Origin of the sequence: Winogradskyella pacifica (assembly GCF_003386275.1) — a bacterium.
Classification (GTDB): Bacteria; Bacteroidota; Bacteroidia; order Flavobacteriales; family Flavobacteriaceae; genus Winogradskyella; species Winogradskyella pacifica.
In genome coordinates, this window is sequence record NZ_QREI01000001.1 from 340,603 (window position 1) to 359,755 (window position 19,153).

General features: G+C 34.1%; 17 protein-coding genes. 7 read left to right on the forward strand and 10 right to left on the reverse strand.

Annotated elements, in window-relative coordinates; genetic code table 11:
- Positions 1–39: 39 nt before the first annotated feature.
- The 7 genes from murD to mraZ form a co-directional block, all read right to left on the reverse strand.
- Positions 40–1,377, reverse strand: a complete 1,338-nt coding sequence (gene murD / locus DFQ09_RS01575) for a UDP-N-acetylmuramoyl-L-alanine--D-glutamate ligase (RefSeq protein ID WP_115807835.1) — start codon at positions 1,375–1,377, stop codon at positions 40–42.
- 51 nt (positions 1,378–1,428) lie between these two features.
- Positions 1,429–2,670 carry a phospho-N-acetylmuramoyl-pentapeptide-transferase gene (gene mraY / locus DFQ09_RS01580; protein WP_115807836.1) on the reverse strand — a complete coding sequence of 414 codons (1,242 nt, stop codon included), beginning with the start codon at positions 2,668–2,670 and terminating at the stop codon, positions 1,429–1,431.
- A gap of 58 nt (positions 2,671–2,728) precedes the next feature.
- Positions 2,729–4,192: a UDP-N-acetylmuramoyl-L-alanyl-D-glutamate--2,6-diaminopimelate ligase gene (locus tag DFQ09_RS01585; protein ID WP_115807837.1), complete on the reverse strand. Its 1,464-nt coding sequence runs from the start codon at positions 4,190–4,192 to the stop codon at positions 2,729–2,731.
- Positions 4,189–6,147: a penicillin-binding protein gene (locus DFQ09_RS01590; RefSeq protein ID WP_115807838.1), complete on the reverse strand. Its 1,959-nt coding sequence runs from the start codon at positions 6,145–6,147 to the stop codon at positions 4,189–4,191. The genes DFQ09_RS01585 and DFQ09_RS01590 overlap by 4 nt, the downstream gene beginning before the upstream one ends.
- A gap of 148 nt (positions 6,148–6,295) precedes the next feature.
- Complete coding sequence (locus tag DFQ09_RS01595) at positions 6,296–6,622, reverse strand: FtsL-like putative cell division protein (protein ID WP_115807839.1); 327 nt, start codon at positions 6,620–6,622, stop codon at positions 6,296–6,298.
- Complete coding sequence (gene rsmH, locus DFQ09_RS01600; RefSeq protein WP_092466896.1) at positions 6,619–7,515, reverse strand: 16S rRNA (cytosine(1402)-N(4))-methyltransferase RsmH; 897 nt, start codon at positions 7,513–7,515, stop codon at positions 6,619–6,621. The genes DFQ09_RS01595 and rsmH overlap by 4 nt, the downstream gene beginning before the upstream one ends.
- Positions 7,502–7,972 (reverse strand): division/cell wall cluster transcriptional repressor MraZ, encoded by a 471-nt coding sequence (mraZ, locus tag DFQ09_RS01605; RefSeq protein WP_115807840.1) that lies wholly within the window; start codon positions 7,970–7,972, stop codon positions 7,502–7,504. The genes rsmH and mraZ overlap by 14 nt, the downstream gene beginning before the upstream one ends.
- A 285-nt stretch (positions 7,973–8,257) precedes the next feature.
- Here mraZ and DFQ09_RS01610 point away from each other — a divergent pair, with 285 nt between their 5' ends.
- Complete coding sequence (locus DFQ09_RS01610; protein ID WP_115807841.1) at positions 8,258–9,022, forward strand: alpha/beta fold hydrolase; 765 nt, start codon at positions 8,258–8,260, stop codon at positions 9,020–9,022.
- A gap of 187 nt (positions 9,023–9,209) precedes the next feature.
- Complete coding sequence (yihA, locus tag DFQ09_RS01615; protein ID WP_115807842.1) at positions 9,210–9,827, forward strand: ribosome biogenesis GTP-binding protein YihA/YsxC; 618 nt, start codon at positions 9,210–9,212, stop codon at positions 9,825–9,827.
- Here yihA and DFQ09_RS01620 read toward each other — a convergent pair.
- Together DFQ09_RS01620 and DFQ09_RS01625 are read right to left on the reverse strand one after the other, a co-directional pair.
- Complete coding sequence (locus tag DFQ09_RS01620) at positions 9,824–10,918, reverse strand: ABC transporter permease (RefSeq protein WP_115807843.1); 1,095 nt, start codon at positions 10,916–10,918, stop codon at positions 9,824–9,826. The genes yihA and DFQ09_RS01620 overlap by 4 nt on opposite strands.
- An 81-nt stretch (positions 10,919–10,999) precedes the next feature.
- On the reverse strand, positions 11,000–13,186 hold the full coding sequence (locus tag DFQ09_RS01625) for a carboxy terminal-processing peptidase (RefSeq protein WP_115807844.1): 2,187 nt from the start codon (positions 13,184–13,186) through the stop codon (positions 11,000–11,002).
- A gap of 524 nt (positions 13,187–13,710) precedes the next feature.
- Here DFQ09_RS01625 and surE point away from each other — a divergent pair.
- The 5 genes from surE to DFQ09_RS01650 are packed head-to-tail and all read left to right on the forward strand — an operon-like array spanning position 13,711 to position 18,545.
- Positions 13,711–14,484, forward strand: a complete 774-nt coding sequence (surE, locus tag DFQ09_RS01630) for a 5'/3'-nucleotidase SurE (RefSeq protein ID WP_115807845.1) — start codon at positions 13,711–13,713, stop codon at positions 14,482–14,484.
- A 29-nt stretch (positions 14,485–14,513) separates the two neighbouring features.
- Positions 14,514–14,798, forward strand: coding sequence for a hypothetical protein (locus DFQ09_RS01635; protein ID WP_115807846.1), 285 nt, complete (start codon positions 14,514–14,516; stop codon positions 14,796–14,798).
- A gap of 1 nt (position 14,799) precedes the next feature.
- On the forward strand, positions 14,800–15,918 hold the full coding sequence (gene lpxB / locus DFQ09_RS01640) for a lipid-A-disaccharide synthase (RefSeq protein ID WP_115807847.1): 1,119 nt from the start codon (positions 14,800–14,802) through the stop codon (positions 15,916–15,918).
- Positions 15,919–15,972: 54 nt separating this feature from the next.
- The gene (locus DFQ09_RS01645; RefSeq protein WP_115807848.1) at positions 15,973–16,482 is read left to right on the forward strand and encodes a C40 family peptidase; all 510 of its coding nucleotides are present in this window, start codon (positions 15,973–15,975) and stop codon (positions 16,480–16,482) included.
- A gap of 32 nt (positions 16,483–16,514) precedes the next feature.
- Positions 16,515–18,545, forward strand: a complete 2,031-nt coding sequence (locus DFQ09_RS01650; RefSeq protein WP_115807849.1) for a ComEC/Rec2 family competence protein — start codon at positions 16,515–16,517, stop codon at positions 18,543–18,545.
- A 9-nt stretch (positions 18,546–18,554) separates the two neighbouring features.
- Here the strand turns inward: DFQ09_RS01650 and DFQ09_RS01655 are convergent, their stop codons facing one another.
- Positions 18,555–19,106, reverse strand: coding sequence for a thioredoxin family protein (locus tag DFQ09_RS01655; RefSeq protein ID WP_115807850.1), 552 nt, complete (start codon positions 19,104–19,106; stop codon positions 18,555–18,557).
- Positions 19,107–19,153 lie beyond the last annotated feature (47 nt).

Below are 19,153 nucleotides of genomic sequence, written 5' to 3' on the forward strand. Positions count from 1 at the left end.
TATATTTTGAATCCCTGCTTACACAAGAACTACAGCGTTCTATAAATTACGAACCGCATTTTTAAATTGTCTTCCTCTGTCCTCATAGTTTTCAAATAAATCGAAACTAGCACAAGCAGGAGATAACAATACATTATCACCAGCATTAGCCAATTTGTATGCTATTTTTACTGCTTCACTCATGTATTGTGTCTCTATAATAACATCTACCATGTTTTCAAAAGACTCCATAAGTTTTGCATTATCCACACCTAAGCAGATGATAGCTTTTACTTTTTCGTTTACAAATTTGAATAACTCTCTATATTCATTGCCTTTATCTACGCCTCCTACAATCCAAACTGTTGGAGCATCCATACTTTCTAAAGCGAAATAGGTTGCATTAACATTGGTTGCTTTTGAGTCGTTGATATATTGCACTTTATTAATCTTTAAGACGTGCTCTAAACGGTGCTCAACACCTTGAAAATTTTCAAGACTTTCGCGAATCGTTTGTTTTCTAATTTTAAGTAAATGCGCCACAGTAGAAGCTGCCATTGCATTCTTCACGTTGTGTTTCCCTTCTAATGCTAAATTATCTGTTGGCATAATGATTTTATTATTATCTATTGTTATTATTATATTGTTATTGTCTAAATACGCTCCTTCATCAATTTTCTTCGTCAATGAAAAAGGCAATTTTTTGGATTGAATTTGATGCGTTTTCATATAGTCTAAAATGACCTCATCGTCCGCATCATATATAAAATAGTCCTCTTCTGTTTGGTTCTCTACCACTCTAAATTTTGAAGCGATATAGTTTTCAAATTTATAATCGTACCGATCTAAATGATCTGGTGTAATATTGGTTAATACTGCAATTTTTGGTTTAAAATCAATAATATCATCTAATTGAAAACTACTAATCTCCAAGACATAGTTATCATGATTTTTCTCTAAAATTTGCTTCGCGAAACTATCTCCTATATTACCCGCTAACCCAACATCTAGTTCTTGTTTTAACACGTGATGCGTCAACGTTGCCGTAGTCGTTTTACCATTACTACCGGTAATAGCTACCAAAGTTGCTTCGCTAAATTTTGAAGCAAATTCAATTTCCGAAACCACTTTAATTCCTTTTTCACGAATTTGTTTCACCAAAGCCACTTTATCTGGAATCCCAGGACTTTTCATGATGATGTCTGCATTCAGAATTTTTGATTCTGTGTGCTGTTCATCTTCAAATTCAATCTCATTATTTAAAAGAACGTCTTTATATTTTTCTTTAATCTTTCCTTTGTCTGATACAAATACATCGTATCCTTTTGATTTTGCTAAAAGCGCTGTACCTACTCCACTTTCTCCTCCACCTAATATGACCAGTCTTTCTTTTTTCATTTTAGTATCAAATACCCTCAAGGTTTTTAAAACCTTGCAGGATTATAATCCTTATCTAATTTTCAAGGTTACTATTGTTATAATAGCAAGCAGAATTCCAATAATCCAAAAACGCGTAACAATCTTACTTTCATGATAGCCCGATTTCTGATAATGATGATGTAAAGGCGACATTTTGAAAATACGTCGTCCTTCGCCAAATTTCTTTCTTGTGTATTTGAAATAGCTAACTTGTAATACTACTGACAGATTCTCTGCTAGGAATATTCCACATAAAATTGGAATCAACCATTCTTTTCTTACCGCTATAGCAATTACAGCTATGATTCCTCCAATCGTTAAACTCCCGGTATCCCCCATAAATACTTGAGCCGGATACGTATTGTACCATAAAAACCCAATTAAAGCTCCAACGAATGCAGCGATGTATATTGTGATTTCTTCCGCTCTTGGGATATACATAATATCTAAGTAGCCTGAAAAAACGATATTACTAGAAACCCACGCAAATATCCCTAGGGTTAATACAATTATGGCCGAAGTCCCTGCTGCGAGACCATCAATACCATCTGTAAGATTTGCACCATTTGAAACTGCTGTAATAATGAAAATACTAACCAAAATGAACACTACCCATGTGTACTTTTCTAAACCTGGATGGATCCAAGTGATTAAATCTGAATAATCAAACTCATTATCTTTTAAAAAGGGAATCGTTGTTTTTGTTGACTTTTCTTCCGCTTTAAATAATTTTGCTGCTTGAGCATCTGGATTTTCAGCACGAATTTCATTCTGTTGCTGAATAGGTAATTTTTCTTTTAACGTTACATCTTGATGAAAGAATAATGTTGCTCCCACAATAATTCCCAAGCCAACTTGCCCCAACACTTTAAACTTTCCTTTTAATCCTTCTTTATCATTTTTAAATTTCTTGATATAATCATCAATAAAACCAATGGTTCCCATCCAAAGCGTGGTAACAATGAGAAGTATGATATAAATGTTTTCGAGTTTCGCTAATAACAGCACAGGAATAAGCGTCGCTAGAATAATAATGATTCCACCCATTGTTGGTGTTCCTGCTTTTTCTACCTGACCTTCTAGCCCTAAATCACGAATCGTTTCACCAACTTGTTGTTTTTGCAAAAACCGAATGATGCGTTTACCAAAAATTGTAGAAATCAACAATGACAATATAATTGCCACAGCCGCTCTAAAGGTTATAAACCCAAAAAGTGATGCTCCAGGAAATTGGAACTGTTGTTCTAGATATTCGAATAAGTAATACAGCATTATCTTGTTACACTTTAATACCTGTTAGGTTTTAAAAACCCTACAGGAAGGATTTTGTTTATTTCTGTAATTGTTTTAAATAGTCTTGAACGATTTTATAATCATCAAAATCAAAGCGCTCGCCTTTAATTTCTTGGTATGTTTCGTGCCCTTTACCTGCAATTAGAATAATATCATTTGGTCCAGCCATTTGACACGCTGTTTTAATCGCCTGCTTCCTATCTGTTATAGACAAGGTCTTTTTAAAATTCTGAGATTCTACTCCTTTTTCCATCTCTTCAATTATGGTTTCAGGCACTTCGTTTCTCGGATTATCACTTGTTAAAATCACTTTCGTACTTAAAGCCGAAGCGATATGCGCCATTTTTGGTCGTTTTGTTTTATCTCTATTCCCTCCACAACCTACAACCGTAATCAACTCTTCGTTTTTAGTTCTGATATCATTTATGGTCTGCAAAACATTCTTTAAGGCATCTGGCGTATGTGCATAATCTACAATGGCCGTAATTTTCCCTTCAGACATAAAATATTGAAAACGTCCCGCTACATTTTCGAGCTCACTTATGAGTTTTAAAATTTCAACTTTATCTAAACCTAATAGTTCAGCTGTGCCATATATTGCTAGAATATTGTAGGCATTAAAACTTCCTATTAAACGCGTCCATAATTCACTTTCATTCAACTTTAACAGCAATCCACTAAACTCATTTTCTAAAATTTGCGCTCTATAATCCGCATAATTTTTTAAAGCATAAGTATATTTTTTAGCTGCTGTATTCTGAAACATCACCAAACCATTTTTATCATCAATATTGGTTAATGCAAAAGCTTCTTTTGGTAATTGATCGAAAAACCGTTTTTTCACATCTCTATATTCTGCAAACGTGTCGTGATAATCTAAATGATCGTGCGACAGATTTGTAAAAATGCCTCCTTCAAATTTTAAACCTTCTGTTCTACTTTGATGAATACCATGAGAACTCACTTCCATGAAGCAAAATTCTACACCTTCATCATTCATTAGCTGTAAATATCTATTTATAGTTAAAGAATCTGGCGTGGTATGCGTGGCCTTATATGTCGTGTTATCTACCATGATTTTTACGGTAGATAGCAGCCCTACTTTATAACCTGCCTTTTTAAACAACTGATACAATAAACTTGACACTGTTGTTTTTCCATTCGTTCCTGTTACACCAACTAATTTTAAATTTTCAGATGGGTGACTATAGAAATTAGCCGCCATATAAGCCATGGCCTGATTAGAATTAGCGACTTCAATATAAGTAATGCCATCTTGTAGGTTATCTGGAAGCACCTCACAAATTATTGCCGTAGCGCCATCTTTTATTGCTTTTTCAATAAAATTATGACCATCTGTGATAGTACCCGATATGGCCACAAAAATATCATTGACTTCTATTTGACGCGAATCAAATTCAATTTTACCCACAGTAATACTTGTGCTGCCAACGACTGCATTAATAGTAACCTTATATAATATGTCTTTTAATACCATCATGACGCCTCTAAAACAATGGTTTGATTGGTTTGTAATTTTTGATGTTTTTCTACAGACTGTTTTTTAACAACTCCATTTCCATTTAACTTCACCCTTACATCAATTTGTAAATTCTCTAACAATGCAAGAGCGTCCATAGCTGGCATACCAACAACACTTGGCATTAACTCTTTATACTTACGAGCGTTTTCATAGTAACTTTCAAAATCTTCGTTAACCAAATTATCACTAAAATTCAACGATTTTACTTCATCTATAATTGGCGTGTCGGTATATATTTTTTGAGCAACTCTTTTAAATACTGGCCCAGCCACATCAGATCCATAAATACCTACTTTTGTGCTTGGCTTATGAATAACTACAATACACGAGTATTTTGGATTGTCCGCAGGAAAATAACCAGCAAACGAAGAAATATATTTCCGATTCTTATTCCATTCTTCCGTATTTGCATAATCCGTTCTTGCCGTACCTGTTTTACCAGCCATAGAAAACGTCTCCGAATACATACGAGCACCCGTACCACGAATAACAACATTCTTTAGAATATCGCGCATTTCATTCAAGGTCTGGTTAGAACATATTTTCTCAACAAGCACTTCTTTTTTAAACACTTCAATGTTTTTATCAAAAGACTTTACCGATTTCAAAAAACGTGGTTTTATCAATTCCCCATCATTAGCAATAGCATTATAAAACGCTAAGGTTTGCAATGGCGTCATTCTAAGATTGTAACCATAAGCCATAGAAGGCAACGCGTTTCTACTCCAGTTTGAAGCTCCAGGCTTAGGAATATCTGGTTTCCCTTCTCCAATGATAGCAACACCTAAAGGTTTATCTAGTCCCCAAGAACTCAATCGATTTAAAAACTTCTCTGGTTGTTTTGAGTAATGCTCATCTATAATCGTTGCCATACCGATATTAGAAGACACTTCTAATGCGCGTGCAGCAGAAATCTCTCCATAACCATTACCCGAATCTGTAATAACACGACCATAAAAAGACTTTCTTCCTTTTTTAGTATCAACAACTGTTGACGTATCCACAACCTTATCTTCTAATGCCGCCATCAAAGCCATCACTTTAAATGTAGAACCTGGCTCATGACTTTCTCCAACCGCATAGTTTAAGCGTTCGTAGTAGTTTCCGTTTTTGTTTCTTCCAAGATTTGAAATCGCTTTAATCTCTCCTGTTTTCACATCCATTACCACCACGCAACCGTGATCTGCTTGGTAAATCTCTAATTGCTTCAACAAGGAATGATGTGCAATATCTTGAATATTGACATCAATAGTCGTGTAAACATCGTAACCATCTTGAGGCTCTATCTGGTCGAAATCAGCGATAGGTTTCCATTGCCCATTACCTATTTTTTGCTTTAGACGCTTACCATTTTTACCCTGCAAATATTTTACACCAAAAGCACCATCGATTCCCGGTCTTGTAAAATTACCATCCTCATCTTGTCGCTCGTATCCAATAGTACGTTCCGCAATACCTCCCATCGGATGCTCACGTCTTGTCGTTTGCTCAACAATCAAACCTCCTTTAATTGCCCCGAGGTTTAACAAAGGAAAATTGCGCATTCGGATATAATCGGAATAACTGATGTTTCGCGCCAAAAGAAAATATCTATTTTTATTTTTTCGCGCTTTACGAATGATATTCTTGTAATAAGACACCGGCTTACCTTTGTAAGCATGAAGCGAATCTGCCAAAGCTCCGATGTACTTTTCAAATGTTGCGTCTTTTGCTTGAATGGCATCAATTCTAATATCATATTTAGGAATCGAAGTCGCTAACAAACTCCCATCCGCAGAATACACATTACCACGATTTGCAGGAATATCAAAATCCTCTAAAGTTCGTTTCTCAGCAAGCGCTCTATATTCATCACCTTGAATAAACTGAATACTCACCAACTTGAACACCACAGCCAAGGCGAATACAAACATGCAGCCTGCTACGAAGTACAATCTGTTTAATATGTTTTTTTCTGTTATTGCCAAAGTTTAATGTTGTTACTATTGTGATTTTACTCGATACTCGAGATTTAATTTATTTTAAGACTGCTTTAAAAGCTATTTCAAATTCCAAACCTTTTTACTTTACCGGTTTAGATGATTTCACTATTATTTTCGTTGGTGGATTTAAGGAAATTCCAATATCCTTTTCTTTCATTTCTGCCTCTACAAAAGATTCCTTTTTAAGCTGCATCAACCTCCCTCTTTTATCTACAAATGCCGAGCGCAATTCTTTAACTTCATTGGTTAAATTTGCTATCTCATATACTTTTTGATCTGCACTATGCGAACTTGCAATCATTATGATAGCTAGAAACGAAATAAAAATGATGATACGCCAATTTTTGAACGAATCATCACTGATTAGAAACTTACCCCTTAATATGCTGTATATATTTTTTTTCATATTTTTTTGGCAATCCTCAGTTTCGCACTTCGCGCTCTATTGTTTTGTTTTATTTCTTCTTTAGAAGGCACAATTAAACCTCCAACTTTTTTTAATGGTACTTCAAAGTTCCCAAACATATCTCTCTCTGGCTCCCCTTCAAATAATCCATTCCGTATAAAACGCTTTACCAATCGATCTTCTAAAGAATGGTATGAGATAAAACTTAAGCGACCATCTTTTTTTAAGATTTCAGGTGTTTGAAGCAATAATTCTTTTAAAACTTCAATTTCTTGGTTGACCTCAATTCGAATGGCTTGATAAATTTGTGCTAAAACCTTATTCTCTTTTTGATGATTTAAAAATTGTTTTAAAACCGCTTTTAACTGCTCGCTCGTTTTAATTTCAGCATTCTTTCGTTCATCAACAATTACTCTAGCCATTGCTGGTGCATTTCGCAATTCACCATATTGAAACAAAACAGCTCTTAATTGCTCTTCGTCATAATTATTAATAACTTCGAAAGCAGACAGCTTACTGTCTTGGTTCATTCGCATATCTAAATCCGCCTCAAAACGTGTTGAAAATCCACGTTCAGCAACATCAAATTGATGTGATGACACTCCGAAGTCCGCCAAAACACCATCAACTTCTTTAGCTCCATAGAATCTTAAAAATCGCTTTACAAACCTGAAGTTCTCATTAATCAATACAAAACGATCATCATCAATTGTATTTGCTAATGCATCTTTATCTTGATCAAAAGCATATAATTTTCCGTTTGGACCTAATCGTGACAAAATCTCTTTACTATGACCTCCACCACCAAAAGTGACATCCACATATACCCCATCTGGCTTAATTGCTAAACCATCAACAGTTTCTTTAAGTAATACTGCGTTATGATAATCCATTGTCGTCATCCTCTTGTCCCATTACTTCCTCGGCCAAATCTGCAAAATCTTCAGCCGCATCATCAATAGCTTGTTCGTATTTATCTTTATCCCAGATTTCAAGAATATTTACTGCAGACGCCAAAACAACTTCTTTAGTAATACCTGAAAAACCTATTAAATCTTTTGGAATCAATAAGCGACCAGCGCTATCTACTTCCACCATTTTAACACCAGCCGTAAAACGTCTGATAAAATCATTATTCTTCTTCTTAAAGCGATTGAGCTTATTAATTTTCTCCATCATTTTATTCCATTCGGACATAGGATAGAGCTCCAAACACGGTTGAAAAACTGCGCGCTTTAAAACAAAACCATCTTGCAAAGCTGCCGACAACTGCTTTTTAAGCACAGCAGGTATCATTAGCCTTCCTTTGGCATCAGCTTTACATTCGTATGTTCCTATAAATGAATTCAAAAGGTTTCGTTTACCACTTTAACGGTTAAGATTCAAAGATATTGAAAAAATCACCACTTTTTACCACATTCTACCACATTTGTTGATAAGTTTTAGTTTGAAATTACCTCAATATATTATGACGTCAATGAATTCAACTTTTAAACAAATATTTTAAAGTGGGAATTATTAACATTGACCAACACAACTCCCTTCTAATAAAAAAAGTTGATATTTTTTCCATATTATTTATATTCTAAAGGATTTGGTTATATTTGTTTCTAACACACAAGCACGAACTCGCACATGGCACACCTTTTAAAGAAAGAAAAGGATTTTAGATATATTGAAGTAGGCGAAGGCACACCAATTATTGTGTTGCATGGTTTAATGGGAGGCCTCAGTAATTTTGACGGAGTCACTAAATACTTTAGCTCTAGGGGCTATAAAGTTATTATTCCAGAACTTCCTATTTACAGTATGTCGTTGTTAAAAACCAACGTTAAAAGCTTTGCTAATTACCTCAAGGATTTTATTGAGTATAAAGGTTTAGATAACGTTATTTTACTTGGCAATTCTCTTGGTGGCCATATTGGTTTGTACCACACAAAATTATACCCTGAAAAAGTAAAAGCATTAATTATCACTGGAAGTTCAGGACTTTATGAAAGCGCAATGGGAGGTGGCTACACCAAACGGAGTGACTATGAAGTAATGAAAAAGAAAGCACAAGAGGTGTTTTACGATCCGGCGGTAGCGACCAAAGAAATTGTAGACGAGGTCTATGAAACCGTAAACGACCGTAATAAGCTTATAAAAACCTTAGCGATCGCCAAAAGTGCCATAAGGCACAATATGGCTAAGGATTTACCAAAAATGACGACACCTATTTGTATCATTTGGGGGAAAAACGATAATGTCACTCCACCTGAAGTTGCGGAAGAATTCCATGAACTTTTACCTGATTCTGAATTGCATTGGATTGATAAATGTGGACACGCAGCAATGATGGAGCATCCAGAAGAATTTAATACAATTCTTATGGGCTGGCTAGAAAAGCGTGAATTTTAGGTAAAAAAGAGCTTAAAGACTGGAAAGTCGGAAGCACGAAGTAAAAATATCACTCAAAGGTGCAGAAACGCAAAGTTTATACTTTAAAAAATGTGACTCGCATTTGTCCTTTTGAAAACCCCATTTTTTTACTTCACAAAAGACTAAGTTTAATTAAATAAGATTCTCGTTTTTACGGGAACTGAAGATGAAAATAAAATCAGCTGAATTTGTAGTTAGTAATTCTGAAGTGGCAAAATGCCCCAAGAATGCCCTACCCGAATATGCCTTTATTGGGCGAAGTAATGTTGGAAAATCGTCATTAATCAATATGCTAACTGATAGAAAAAGTTTAGCAAAAACTTCTGGCCGACCAGGAAAAACGCAGTTAATCAACCACTTTCTTATTAATGAGAATTGGTACCTAGTAGATTTACCAGGTTATGGTTATGCACGCGTATCAAAGTCCTCAAAGAAGAAATTTCAAAAGTTTATTACCGATTATTTTGAAAAACGTCAACAATTGGTTTCTGCTTTTGTACTCGTAGATATAAGACACAAACCGCAACCCATAGATTTAGAATTTATGAAATACATGGGAGAAAGCGAAATTCCTTTTGGTATCATATTTACCAAAGCTGACAAGTTAAAACCAAAAGCTATTGAACGTCATGTAGATGAATACTGCCAAGAACTACTTAAATTCTGGGAAGAATTGCCACCTTACTTTGTAACGTCTGCTTCTAACTACATTGGCAAGGATGATGTACTAAACTTCATTGAAAACACCAACGAAGAAATTGAACAACTGAGGTCAAATAATTAAGATTTTACATCCAAAGCATCACGCAAAGCATTACCCACTAACATAAAAGCCATAACCAATAGCATAATACACACTCCAGGAATGAGTGCTAAATACGGTTTACCCAAAATAATATAATTGTAATGATCTTTAATCATAGCTCCCCAACTTGCCATTGGAGGCTGTGCACCTATACCCAAAAAACTAAGGCCACTCTCTATTAAGATAGCTGCTGCAAAATTTGCTGCAGAAATAACGATTAATGGTCCAAAAATATTGGGTAAGATGTGTTTGGTGATAATTCTATAGTCATTATAGCCCAAAGCTCTAGCAGCTGTGACGTACTGCATTTCTTTAGCACTGATGATTTGCCCTCTTACCACTCTTGCTACTTCTACCCACATAGTTAAACCTACGGCTATAAACACCTGCCAAAAGCCTTTTCCTAAAGCCAACGTAATGGCAATCACTAATAATAAGGTTGGGATAGACCACGTTACATTAATAACCCACATAATAAAAGTATCAATCTTTCCTCCATAGTAACCTGCCAAACTCCCCATTATAAGTCCTACAATTAATGAAATAAAGACTGCTACAAAGCCAATAAAGAACGAAATACGAGAACCTATTAAGATACGACTCAAATAATCGCGTCCATATTTATCAGTACCAAAAACAAAACTTTTAGTAGTTATATAAGATTCATAATTGGAACTTGGAAAACGTGACACCGCAATCTTCTTTTCTTCACCTTGTAGTCCATCTGAAGCATATTCTACATAAGCTAAAACACCATTTTTCACATTATGAGATTGAATAGGAATCTCGGTATCTGTGTTATTATAACCAAAGAATAATTTTGAAAAAAAGTTTTGTTCTGATTCAATACCAGATGGAATCGTTAACATCTCCACTTCAAAACCAGGCGATTTTGAATGAATAGCTAAATGCATTTGATTGGCGTTTTTTGAAGCATCTGGCGCGAATACATAAGCAAAAACAGAAACCAAACCAATACAAATAATAATACTCAAACTAAAAACGCCCCAAAAGTTTTTTTTAAACTTTTGAAGCGCTAAGCTTGTTAATGACTTATTTTGATTAGACATTCAACTTTATTAATTAGTAGACAGCTTGTTTCAGTCATTTAGATTTCACTAAGTAGCACAAAACAAGGCTCTTTTATTACTTTAATTCTTTACAGAATTAGCAACTTTATTTTTTATCTCGTAAGTCATTTTCAAATCATGAAGCACATTAATTGCTTCCTCAACATAGACATCCTTTGCTAAGGCTTTATGCCAACGATCACGTTTTTCTAATAATACAGAATCTTCGTTCATTAGCTTTACTTCGTAAGGCAATGAGCTGAATGTTAAATTCGTTTGATATTCTGAAAGTTTTGTAAAACGCTTCGCTTCCTCTTCATTAATCTCCATTTCCTTTTTATAGGTATCATAGTTTAACGAGTACGACTCACGGTCTCTTATTTTCTTCACCCATTGTGCATTGGCATCAATAAGCTTCAACTGCTCATTACCAGCCATTCTTGCTTTACTTTTACTAATTGTACTATCGTAATCAAAGTAATTACCCCAAACTTCATAATCAGCAGCATCAATTTTATCCCACGCTAATGGATTGTCTTGATCTTTTTCTCCAATATTAATATAACTGTAACGGTCTGGCACAACAACATCACTCTTTACACCTTCTAACTGTGTTGAACCTCCATTAATTCTATAAAATTTCTGAGTGGTAAACTTTAAAGCCCCCATATCTCCTTTGGTGTTGTTTTTTACCATTCGGTTTAGATCCATCACAGTTTGCACTGTTCCTTTACCGTAGGTTTGCTTGCTTCCGATAACAATCCCTCTTTTATAATCTTGCATTGCTGCTGCTAAAATCTCAGAAGCAGAGGCCGATAATTCATTTACTAAAATCACTAAAGGTCCGTCCCAAACTATAGATGCATCTTTATCACTAAGTACTTCTTTAGCTTCTCCTGTTGTTTTAACTTGTACTACTGGTCCTTCTTCAATAAATAAACCAGCAATATCTACAACAGTTTGTAGAGAACCACCACCATTATTTCTTAAATCCATTACTAAACCTTCAACCCCTTCTTCTTTTAATCTTAAGATTTCTTGTTTAATATCTGAAGCTGCATTTCTTTCATTATAATCTTCAAAACTGATGTAAAATTTAGGAAGATTAATAACACCAAAGGTTTTCCCATCTTTTTCAACGATTGAAGATTTTGCGTACGTTTCTTCAAGTTCCACGATATCTCTTTTTATAGAAACATCCTGAATCGTTCCATCTACCTTTTTTAAGGTTAATGTCACCACAGTTCCTTTTGGCCCTTTTATAAATTTAATAGCATCATCTAATCGCATACCAACAACGTTGATAGCCTCTTTCTCATCTTCTTGTCTAACCTTTAGAATTTGGTCACCCACTTCTAACTCATTAGCTCTCCACGCTGGTCCACCACTGATAATTTCATTTACCATAATACCGTCTACTTTCTTTTGTAAACGCGCACCAATACCTTCAAATTTACCTGAAATATCTCTATCAAAGCGCTCCTTATCTTCTGGTGCGAAATAAAATGTATGCGGGTCATACCCTTCTACAATAGCATTTATGTACATTGCAAACCAATCGTTACGTGTTCTATCATCAATGTAATCGTAAAGCTCATCGAGTGATTTTTTTGTCAACAAACGTGCGTCTACTTCTAATTCTTTATCTGATTTTTTAGCTTCAGATTTTTTAGCCTTTGGTTTTTCATTAGCTTCTGAAAAATCAAGATCTGCAGCTGTTTCCGAATCCCCATCAATATCTTGTTGCGAAACCACATCATCAAAATTTACGATGGTAGAAAATTTCAATTGTTGTCTCCAACGCTCTTTCATTTCGCGCTTATTAGACACATAAGTAAGATTCTCATAATTCGCATTGTAGTCTTCGTCTTTAGAGAAATTGAAAGGTTTATCTAACAAATCCTTATACATTTCTTTAGACTCAGCAATACGCTGCAACAACCGTTGATGTGTAAGGTTAAAAAACGACACATCGTAAGCTTTAATTTGATCGTCAATTTTATCCTTGTACGCTTTAAATTCCTTAATATCCGATTCATAGAAATAACGCTTAAACGGATCTAAATTATTTAAATAACTATCATAAACATGTGATGAAAAATCATCGTTAATGTCTTTAGGCTCAAAATGACCTTGATCGAGCAGATACGAAATAAGTTGGATTAACAATTTATCTTTATCTGGATCCTCGAATTTTTTACTCGTAAAACTGCATGAGGCAAATGCTATCAATAAAGCGAGTAACAAAAATTTATAATTCCCTTTCATTTTTCTTTTTTTTATTATTTTAATTTGGAAAAAATGTGTTCGCCGTGTACACTAATTCTTCAATTGAAGGTTCATCTATGGCTCGATTCATTTTTCTTTTTTTATTGTTTTAATTTGGAAAAAATGTGTTCGCCATTTATAATAATTCTTCAATTGAAGGTTTATCTATGGCTCGGTTCATTTTTTTTTTATTATTTTAATTTGGAAAAAATGTGTTCGCCGTCTACACTAATTCTTCAATTGAAGGTTCATCTATGGCTCGGTTCATTTTTCTTTTTTTTATTATTTTAATTTGGAAAAAATGTGTTCGCCATTTATAATAATTCTTCAATTGAAGGTTTATCTATGGATAAACTCATCTTTTTTTTACTTATTAATTAAGTAGGTTCTCAATTTTTCACTAAAATAGAAGAAAAAACCGTGCCATAAAAAATAGGTACCCTATTTTTTTGTTAAAGGTGAGTTTGCTTATAAATCGATACCTTTTTTAGTATTTTTACAATTCATTAAATTTTTTGAACAAAATGTCTGCACGCCCTTTAATTTTAGTTACTAATGATGATGGAATAACGGCACCGGGAATTAGAATGCTAATTTCGGTAATGAACAAAATTGGAGATGTTGTAGTTGTGGCTCCAGACAGCCCACAAAGCGCCATGGGACACGCTATTACTCTAAATTCTACATTACATATGGAGAAAATTACAGTGGATGGTAAACAACCAGAGTATAGTTGCTCAGGAACTCCTGCCGATTGCGTAAAATTAGCTGTAAATGAAATTTTAGAAAGACGACCAGACATCTGTGTTTCAGGCATTAACCACGGTTCAAACTCATCCATTAATGTTATTTATTCTGGTACAATGAGCGCGGCTTTAGAAGCTGGTATTGAAAGTATTCCTGCTATTGGATTTTCGTTATTAGATTACAACTGGAATGCTAATTTTGAACATTGCACGTCTTTTGTAGAAACAATTACCAGACAAGTATTAGAAAACGGGTTACCTGATGGTGTGGTGTTAAATGTTAATTTACCAAACCTAGAAAAAGACGCTATAAAAGGTATAAAAATATGCAGGCAAGCTCGTGCCAATTGGAAAGAGGAATTTGACAAGCGTACAAACCCGATGGGCAGAGACTATTATTGGCTCAGCGGTAAATTTGTAAATATGGATAACGGCGAAGATACTGACGAGTGGGCTTTAGAACATGGCTATGTTTCCGTAGTGCCTGTTCATTTTGATTTAACCGCACACCATGCCATACAGAACTTGAACACTTGGAAATTAAATAATTAAAAAACTATAAAGCTTAGAAACAACAGCATATGAAGAAGGAAATTTTAATAGGTTTTATTGTAGGTGTAATCGCTACAGTTTTCGGGTTTATTTTTGCAATTCAGTTTTTTGGACAATCTGATGATTGGGGAATTGTTATTGAACAAGCCATAGCCGAAGGTTTTTTTACGAAACTTATGAGTATCGGTGCGCTTTTAAACTTGGGAGCTTTCTTCCTTTTCTTAAAGAAAAATAAAGACCATAGAGCAAAAGGTGTTTTAATATCTACAGTTTTAATACTCATTACGACAATGATCATTAAATTTATGAATTAAAATGAAGTATTATATCATTGCTGGTGAAGCCTCAGGTGATTTACACGGTTCTAATCTTATGAAAGCCCTGTTTAAACAAGATGAACAGGCTGAAATTAGATTTTGGGGTGGTGACCTTATGCAGAATGTTGGAGGAGAATTAGTGATGCATTATAAGGAGCGCCAATTTATGGGTTTTGCTGAAGTGATTCTAAATCTTAGAAAAGTCTTAGGACACATAAAGTTCTGTAAATCTGATATTGAAAAATTTCAGCCAGATGTGCTTATTTTTATAGATAATTCTGGTTTCAATCTTAGAATTGCCAAATGGGCAAAAGCACTTAATTACAAAACACATTACTATATATCTCCACAAGTTTGGGCATCTAGAGCAAGTAGAGTCGAAAAAATAAAACATGACGTTGATGCGATGTATTGCATTCTTCCCTTTGAAAAAGAGTTTTATAAAACGTACAACTACGACGTTAATTTTGTAGGCCATCCATTAATCGATGCCATTGCGGATCGGCCACAGGTTGAAGAAACTGTTTTTAGAAAAGAACATAAGCTTAGCGACCAACCTATCATCGCATTACTACCTGGAAGTAGGAAACAAGAAATAACGAAAATGCTTGGTGTGATGCTAAGTTTAGTTGATGATTTTAAAGACTACCAATTCGTCATTGCAGGAGCTCCTAGTCAAGATTATGAATTTTACCAAGGCTTTATAAAAAAGAAGAATATTAAATTCATTTCTAACAGAACATATGATTTACTAAGTATTTCTACTGCTGCTTTAGTTACTTCTGGTACTGCGACATTAGAGACAGCACTATTTAAAGTACCGCAAGTGGTGTGTTACAAAGCCAATGCTATTTCTTACCAAATTGCAAAACGTATCATAACACTCAAATATATCTCATTGGTGAATTTAATAATGGATCGCGAAGTGGTTACAGAACTTATTCAAGGTGATTTAAATAAAAAGCGACTAAAAAAGGAATTAACTTCAATTTTACATCCCGAAAAACGAGAACAACTCTTTTTAGATTATTATGAATTAGAGAAACTATTAGGAGGACGTGGAGCTAGTGAGAATACGGCAAAATTAATTTTCAACGCTATTAGAAATTCAAAATAACAACGACTTAACCTAAATTACATATACAAACAGCTTACCAAATCTTAATAAAAAATGAAACAACTATTACCCCTTATTTTACTAATCTTTATTGTTAGCAGTTGCAAATCGAAAAAAACATATTCTAGTAAAAAAACCCAAACACATTCTGTAAAGGTTAATACGACTGCAAAACCCACTGCTGAAGCCGAAAGTATTGTTAAATATGCTAAAACTTTTGATGGCACACGTTACAAGTATGGGGGTACTACTAAAAGCGGTATGGATTGTTCTGGCTTAATTTATACGAGTTACAAAAAACATGATGTTAATTTGCCTAGAACAACATCTGGATTAAAAGGTACTGGAGAGTGGATCGATTTAAAAGAGGTTAACGTTGGTGATTTAGTGTTTTTTGCTACTAATAAAAATAGCAGAAACGTAAACCATGTTGGTATTGTAACCAATGTTAGAACTGGGAATGTTGAGTTTATCCATGCCTCAACCAGCAGAGGTGTTATGATTTCTTCTATTGCAGAGAAGTATTGGTACTTTTCTTTTGTGCAGGCACGACGCGTATTGTAATTACAATTTCGCTACCTTAGTAACTCACAATCATGAAGTTACTAAATTTTACCATTATAAAATTAACCATTTGTTTGGTTATTGGGATCCTTCTAGCACATTTTATTAGGCTAGATTTCTATGTGGTATTATATATAACTATAGGTTTAGTCTTTTGCCTTGGCGTTTACTGGTTACTAATAAAATCTAAAATTAATCGCTCAGCATTTTTCGGAATCCTAGCTTACCTATGTATGGTTGGTGTCGGAATGACCTCATACAATCTTCAAGATGAAACACTAAGACCGCAACATTATATTAATCAAAATTCATCTGACCATTATAATGCTATTATTTTTACAATTGAAGAACGACTTAAACCAGACACCTATAATGATAAATATATTGCTTCTGTATTAACTTTTAATAACAAAGACGCCATTGGACATGTTTTGGTTAATATTAGACGTGATAGTGTTCCTGTTCAATTTAATGTTGATGATGTACTCTATACCAAAACGGAATTAAAAACAATTCAACAACCATTAAATCCCTATCAATTTGACTATAGCAAGTATTTAGAATTAGATCAAGTGTATCATCAGATGTATTTAAATACAGATAACATCTTACAACTTTCAGATTCTAAATCTACTATCTATGGCTATGCTGATGCATTAAGAACTAAAATAAATTTAAAGCTTATCGAAGCAGGATTTAAAAAAGACGCACTCAGTATTATGAATGCGCTTTTACTTGGTCAACGACAAACTATTGATAAGGCTATTTATAATAATTATGTTGACTCTGGTACCATCCATATCCTCGCAGTTTCTGGTCTCCACGTTGGTATTATTTTATGGATTCTTAATTTCTTATTTAGACCACTGCTCTATCTTAAATATGGACATTTTATTAGACCTTTTATTTTAGTTTGCATATTATGGAGCTTTGCTGTAATTGCAGGCCTGTCGCCTTCTGTAACACGAGCGGTAACTATGTTTAGTGTTATAAGTATTGCTATGCACCTTAAACGACGCACTAATATTTATAATACTTTGGTGATATCGGCATTTATTATATTACTGTTTAAACCTACATTTTTGTTTGCTGTTGGATTTCAGATGAGTTATCTAGCCGTGCTAGGTATTGTGAGTGTACAACCAATCATTTATAGACTTTGGAAACCAAAATATTGGATTATTGACAAGCCTTGGCAAATATTTACCGTGACTTTAGCTGCACAGGTTGGAGTTGTGCCGATTAGTTTGTTTTACTTTCATCAGTTTCCTGGTTTGTTTTTTATCTCGAATCTAGTTGTAATTCCGTTTTTAGGTTTGATTCTAGGTTTTGGTTTATTGGTTATTGCTTTAGCTCTGTTAAATGCATTACCCGATTTCTTTGTAATTGTTTACAGTTATATAATTGATAGTTTGAATGGCTTTATCGCTTGGGTAGCTCAGTTTGAAGATTTTCTATTTAGAGATATTCCGTTTACACTACTTCAGGTTATTGTTTGTTATATAATAATTGTGACTTTGATTCAGGTTTATAAATTCCGGAATTTTAAATGGATAGCCATTAGTTTAATTGCTATTATTGGACTTCAAGGTGTATACTTTTATAATAGGTACCAAACACAACATAATGCTTTAGTGGTATTTAATAAGAGTCGCTATTCAATGATTGGATTAAAAGAAGGTAAAAAAATGACCGTATATCATAATTTAGATTCCGCAAAGCTAAAATCAGAATACGCTCTAACAAATTATAAAGTAGGCGAATCTCTAGACATTATAATTTCGGACAGTTTACAATCTGTTTACCAATACAAGGACAAGATTATTTTAGCCATAGATAGTTTATCTATTTATAAAGGATTATCGTTTAAACCTAATTATATCTTATTGCGGAATTCCCCAAGATTAAATCTTAATAGAGTTATTGATAGTTTAAAGCCACAATTAATCATTGCAGATGCTAGTAATTACAAGTCCTATTTAAAACGCTGGAAGGCAACTTGTGAGCATGAAAAAATCCCTTTCCATCAAACGAATGAAAAGGGAGCTTTTATAATTAAATAATTCGGTTTACTACTCTTTAAACGCTGGAGTAAACGACTTAAAATATTCATTAAACTGTTCTTGCGACGTCATTTCTTTATGTTTATCACTTTGAAAAAGTTTTAAGTACAACTCCAATTGCTGTGGTTTTAAATATCCAGTGATTGGGGAAATAAATCCACCTTCTTCATCAAAAAAGACCATCGTTGGATAGGCTTGTACTTTTAAGTATCGAGAAAATTCGTGCGAACTGTTGCGTCTATTTGCTTTTGTAGCGTCGTAATTTGGATTCTTAAATGTTTGATCCTTGTAAGTCACTTCTTCATTTCCCTCTGCATTAAATTTAACCGCATAATAATGTTCATTGACATAAGCTGCGACATCGGGATTCTGAAATGTATTCTTATCTAACATTTTACATGGACCACACCAATTGGTGTAAACGTCCATAAATATTTTTTTTGGCTCCTTTTCTTGAAGCTCTAAAGCCTCCTCTAAAGTTACCCAATTAATCTCTTGTGCTACTGCTGTTAATGACAATGCAAAAACAGCGATTAATCCTAAGGTTATTTTTTTCATCATATTCGATTTGTTGCAAATAATGAGCCGAACTTACAAAAAATGCTCCT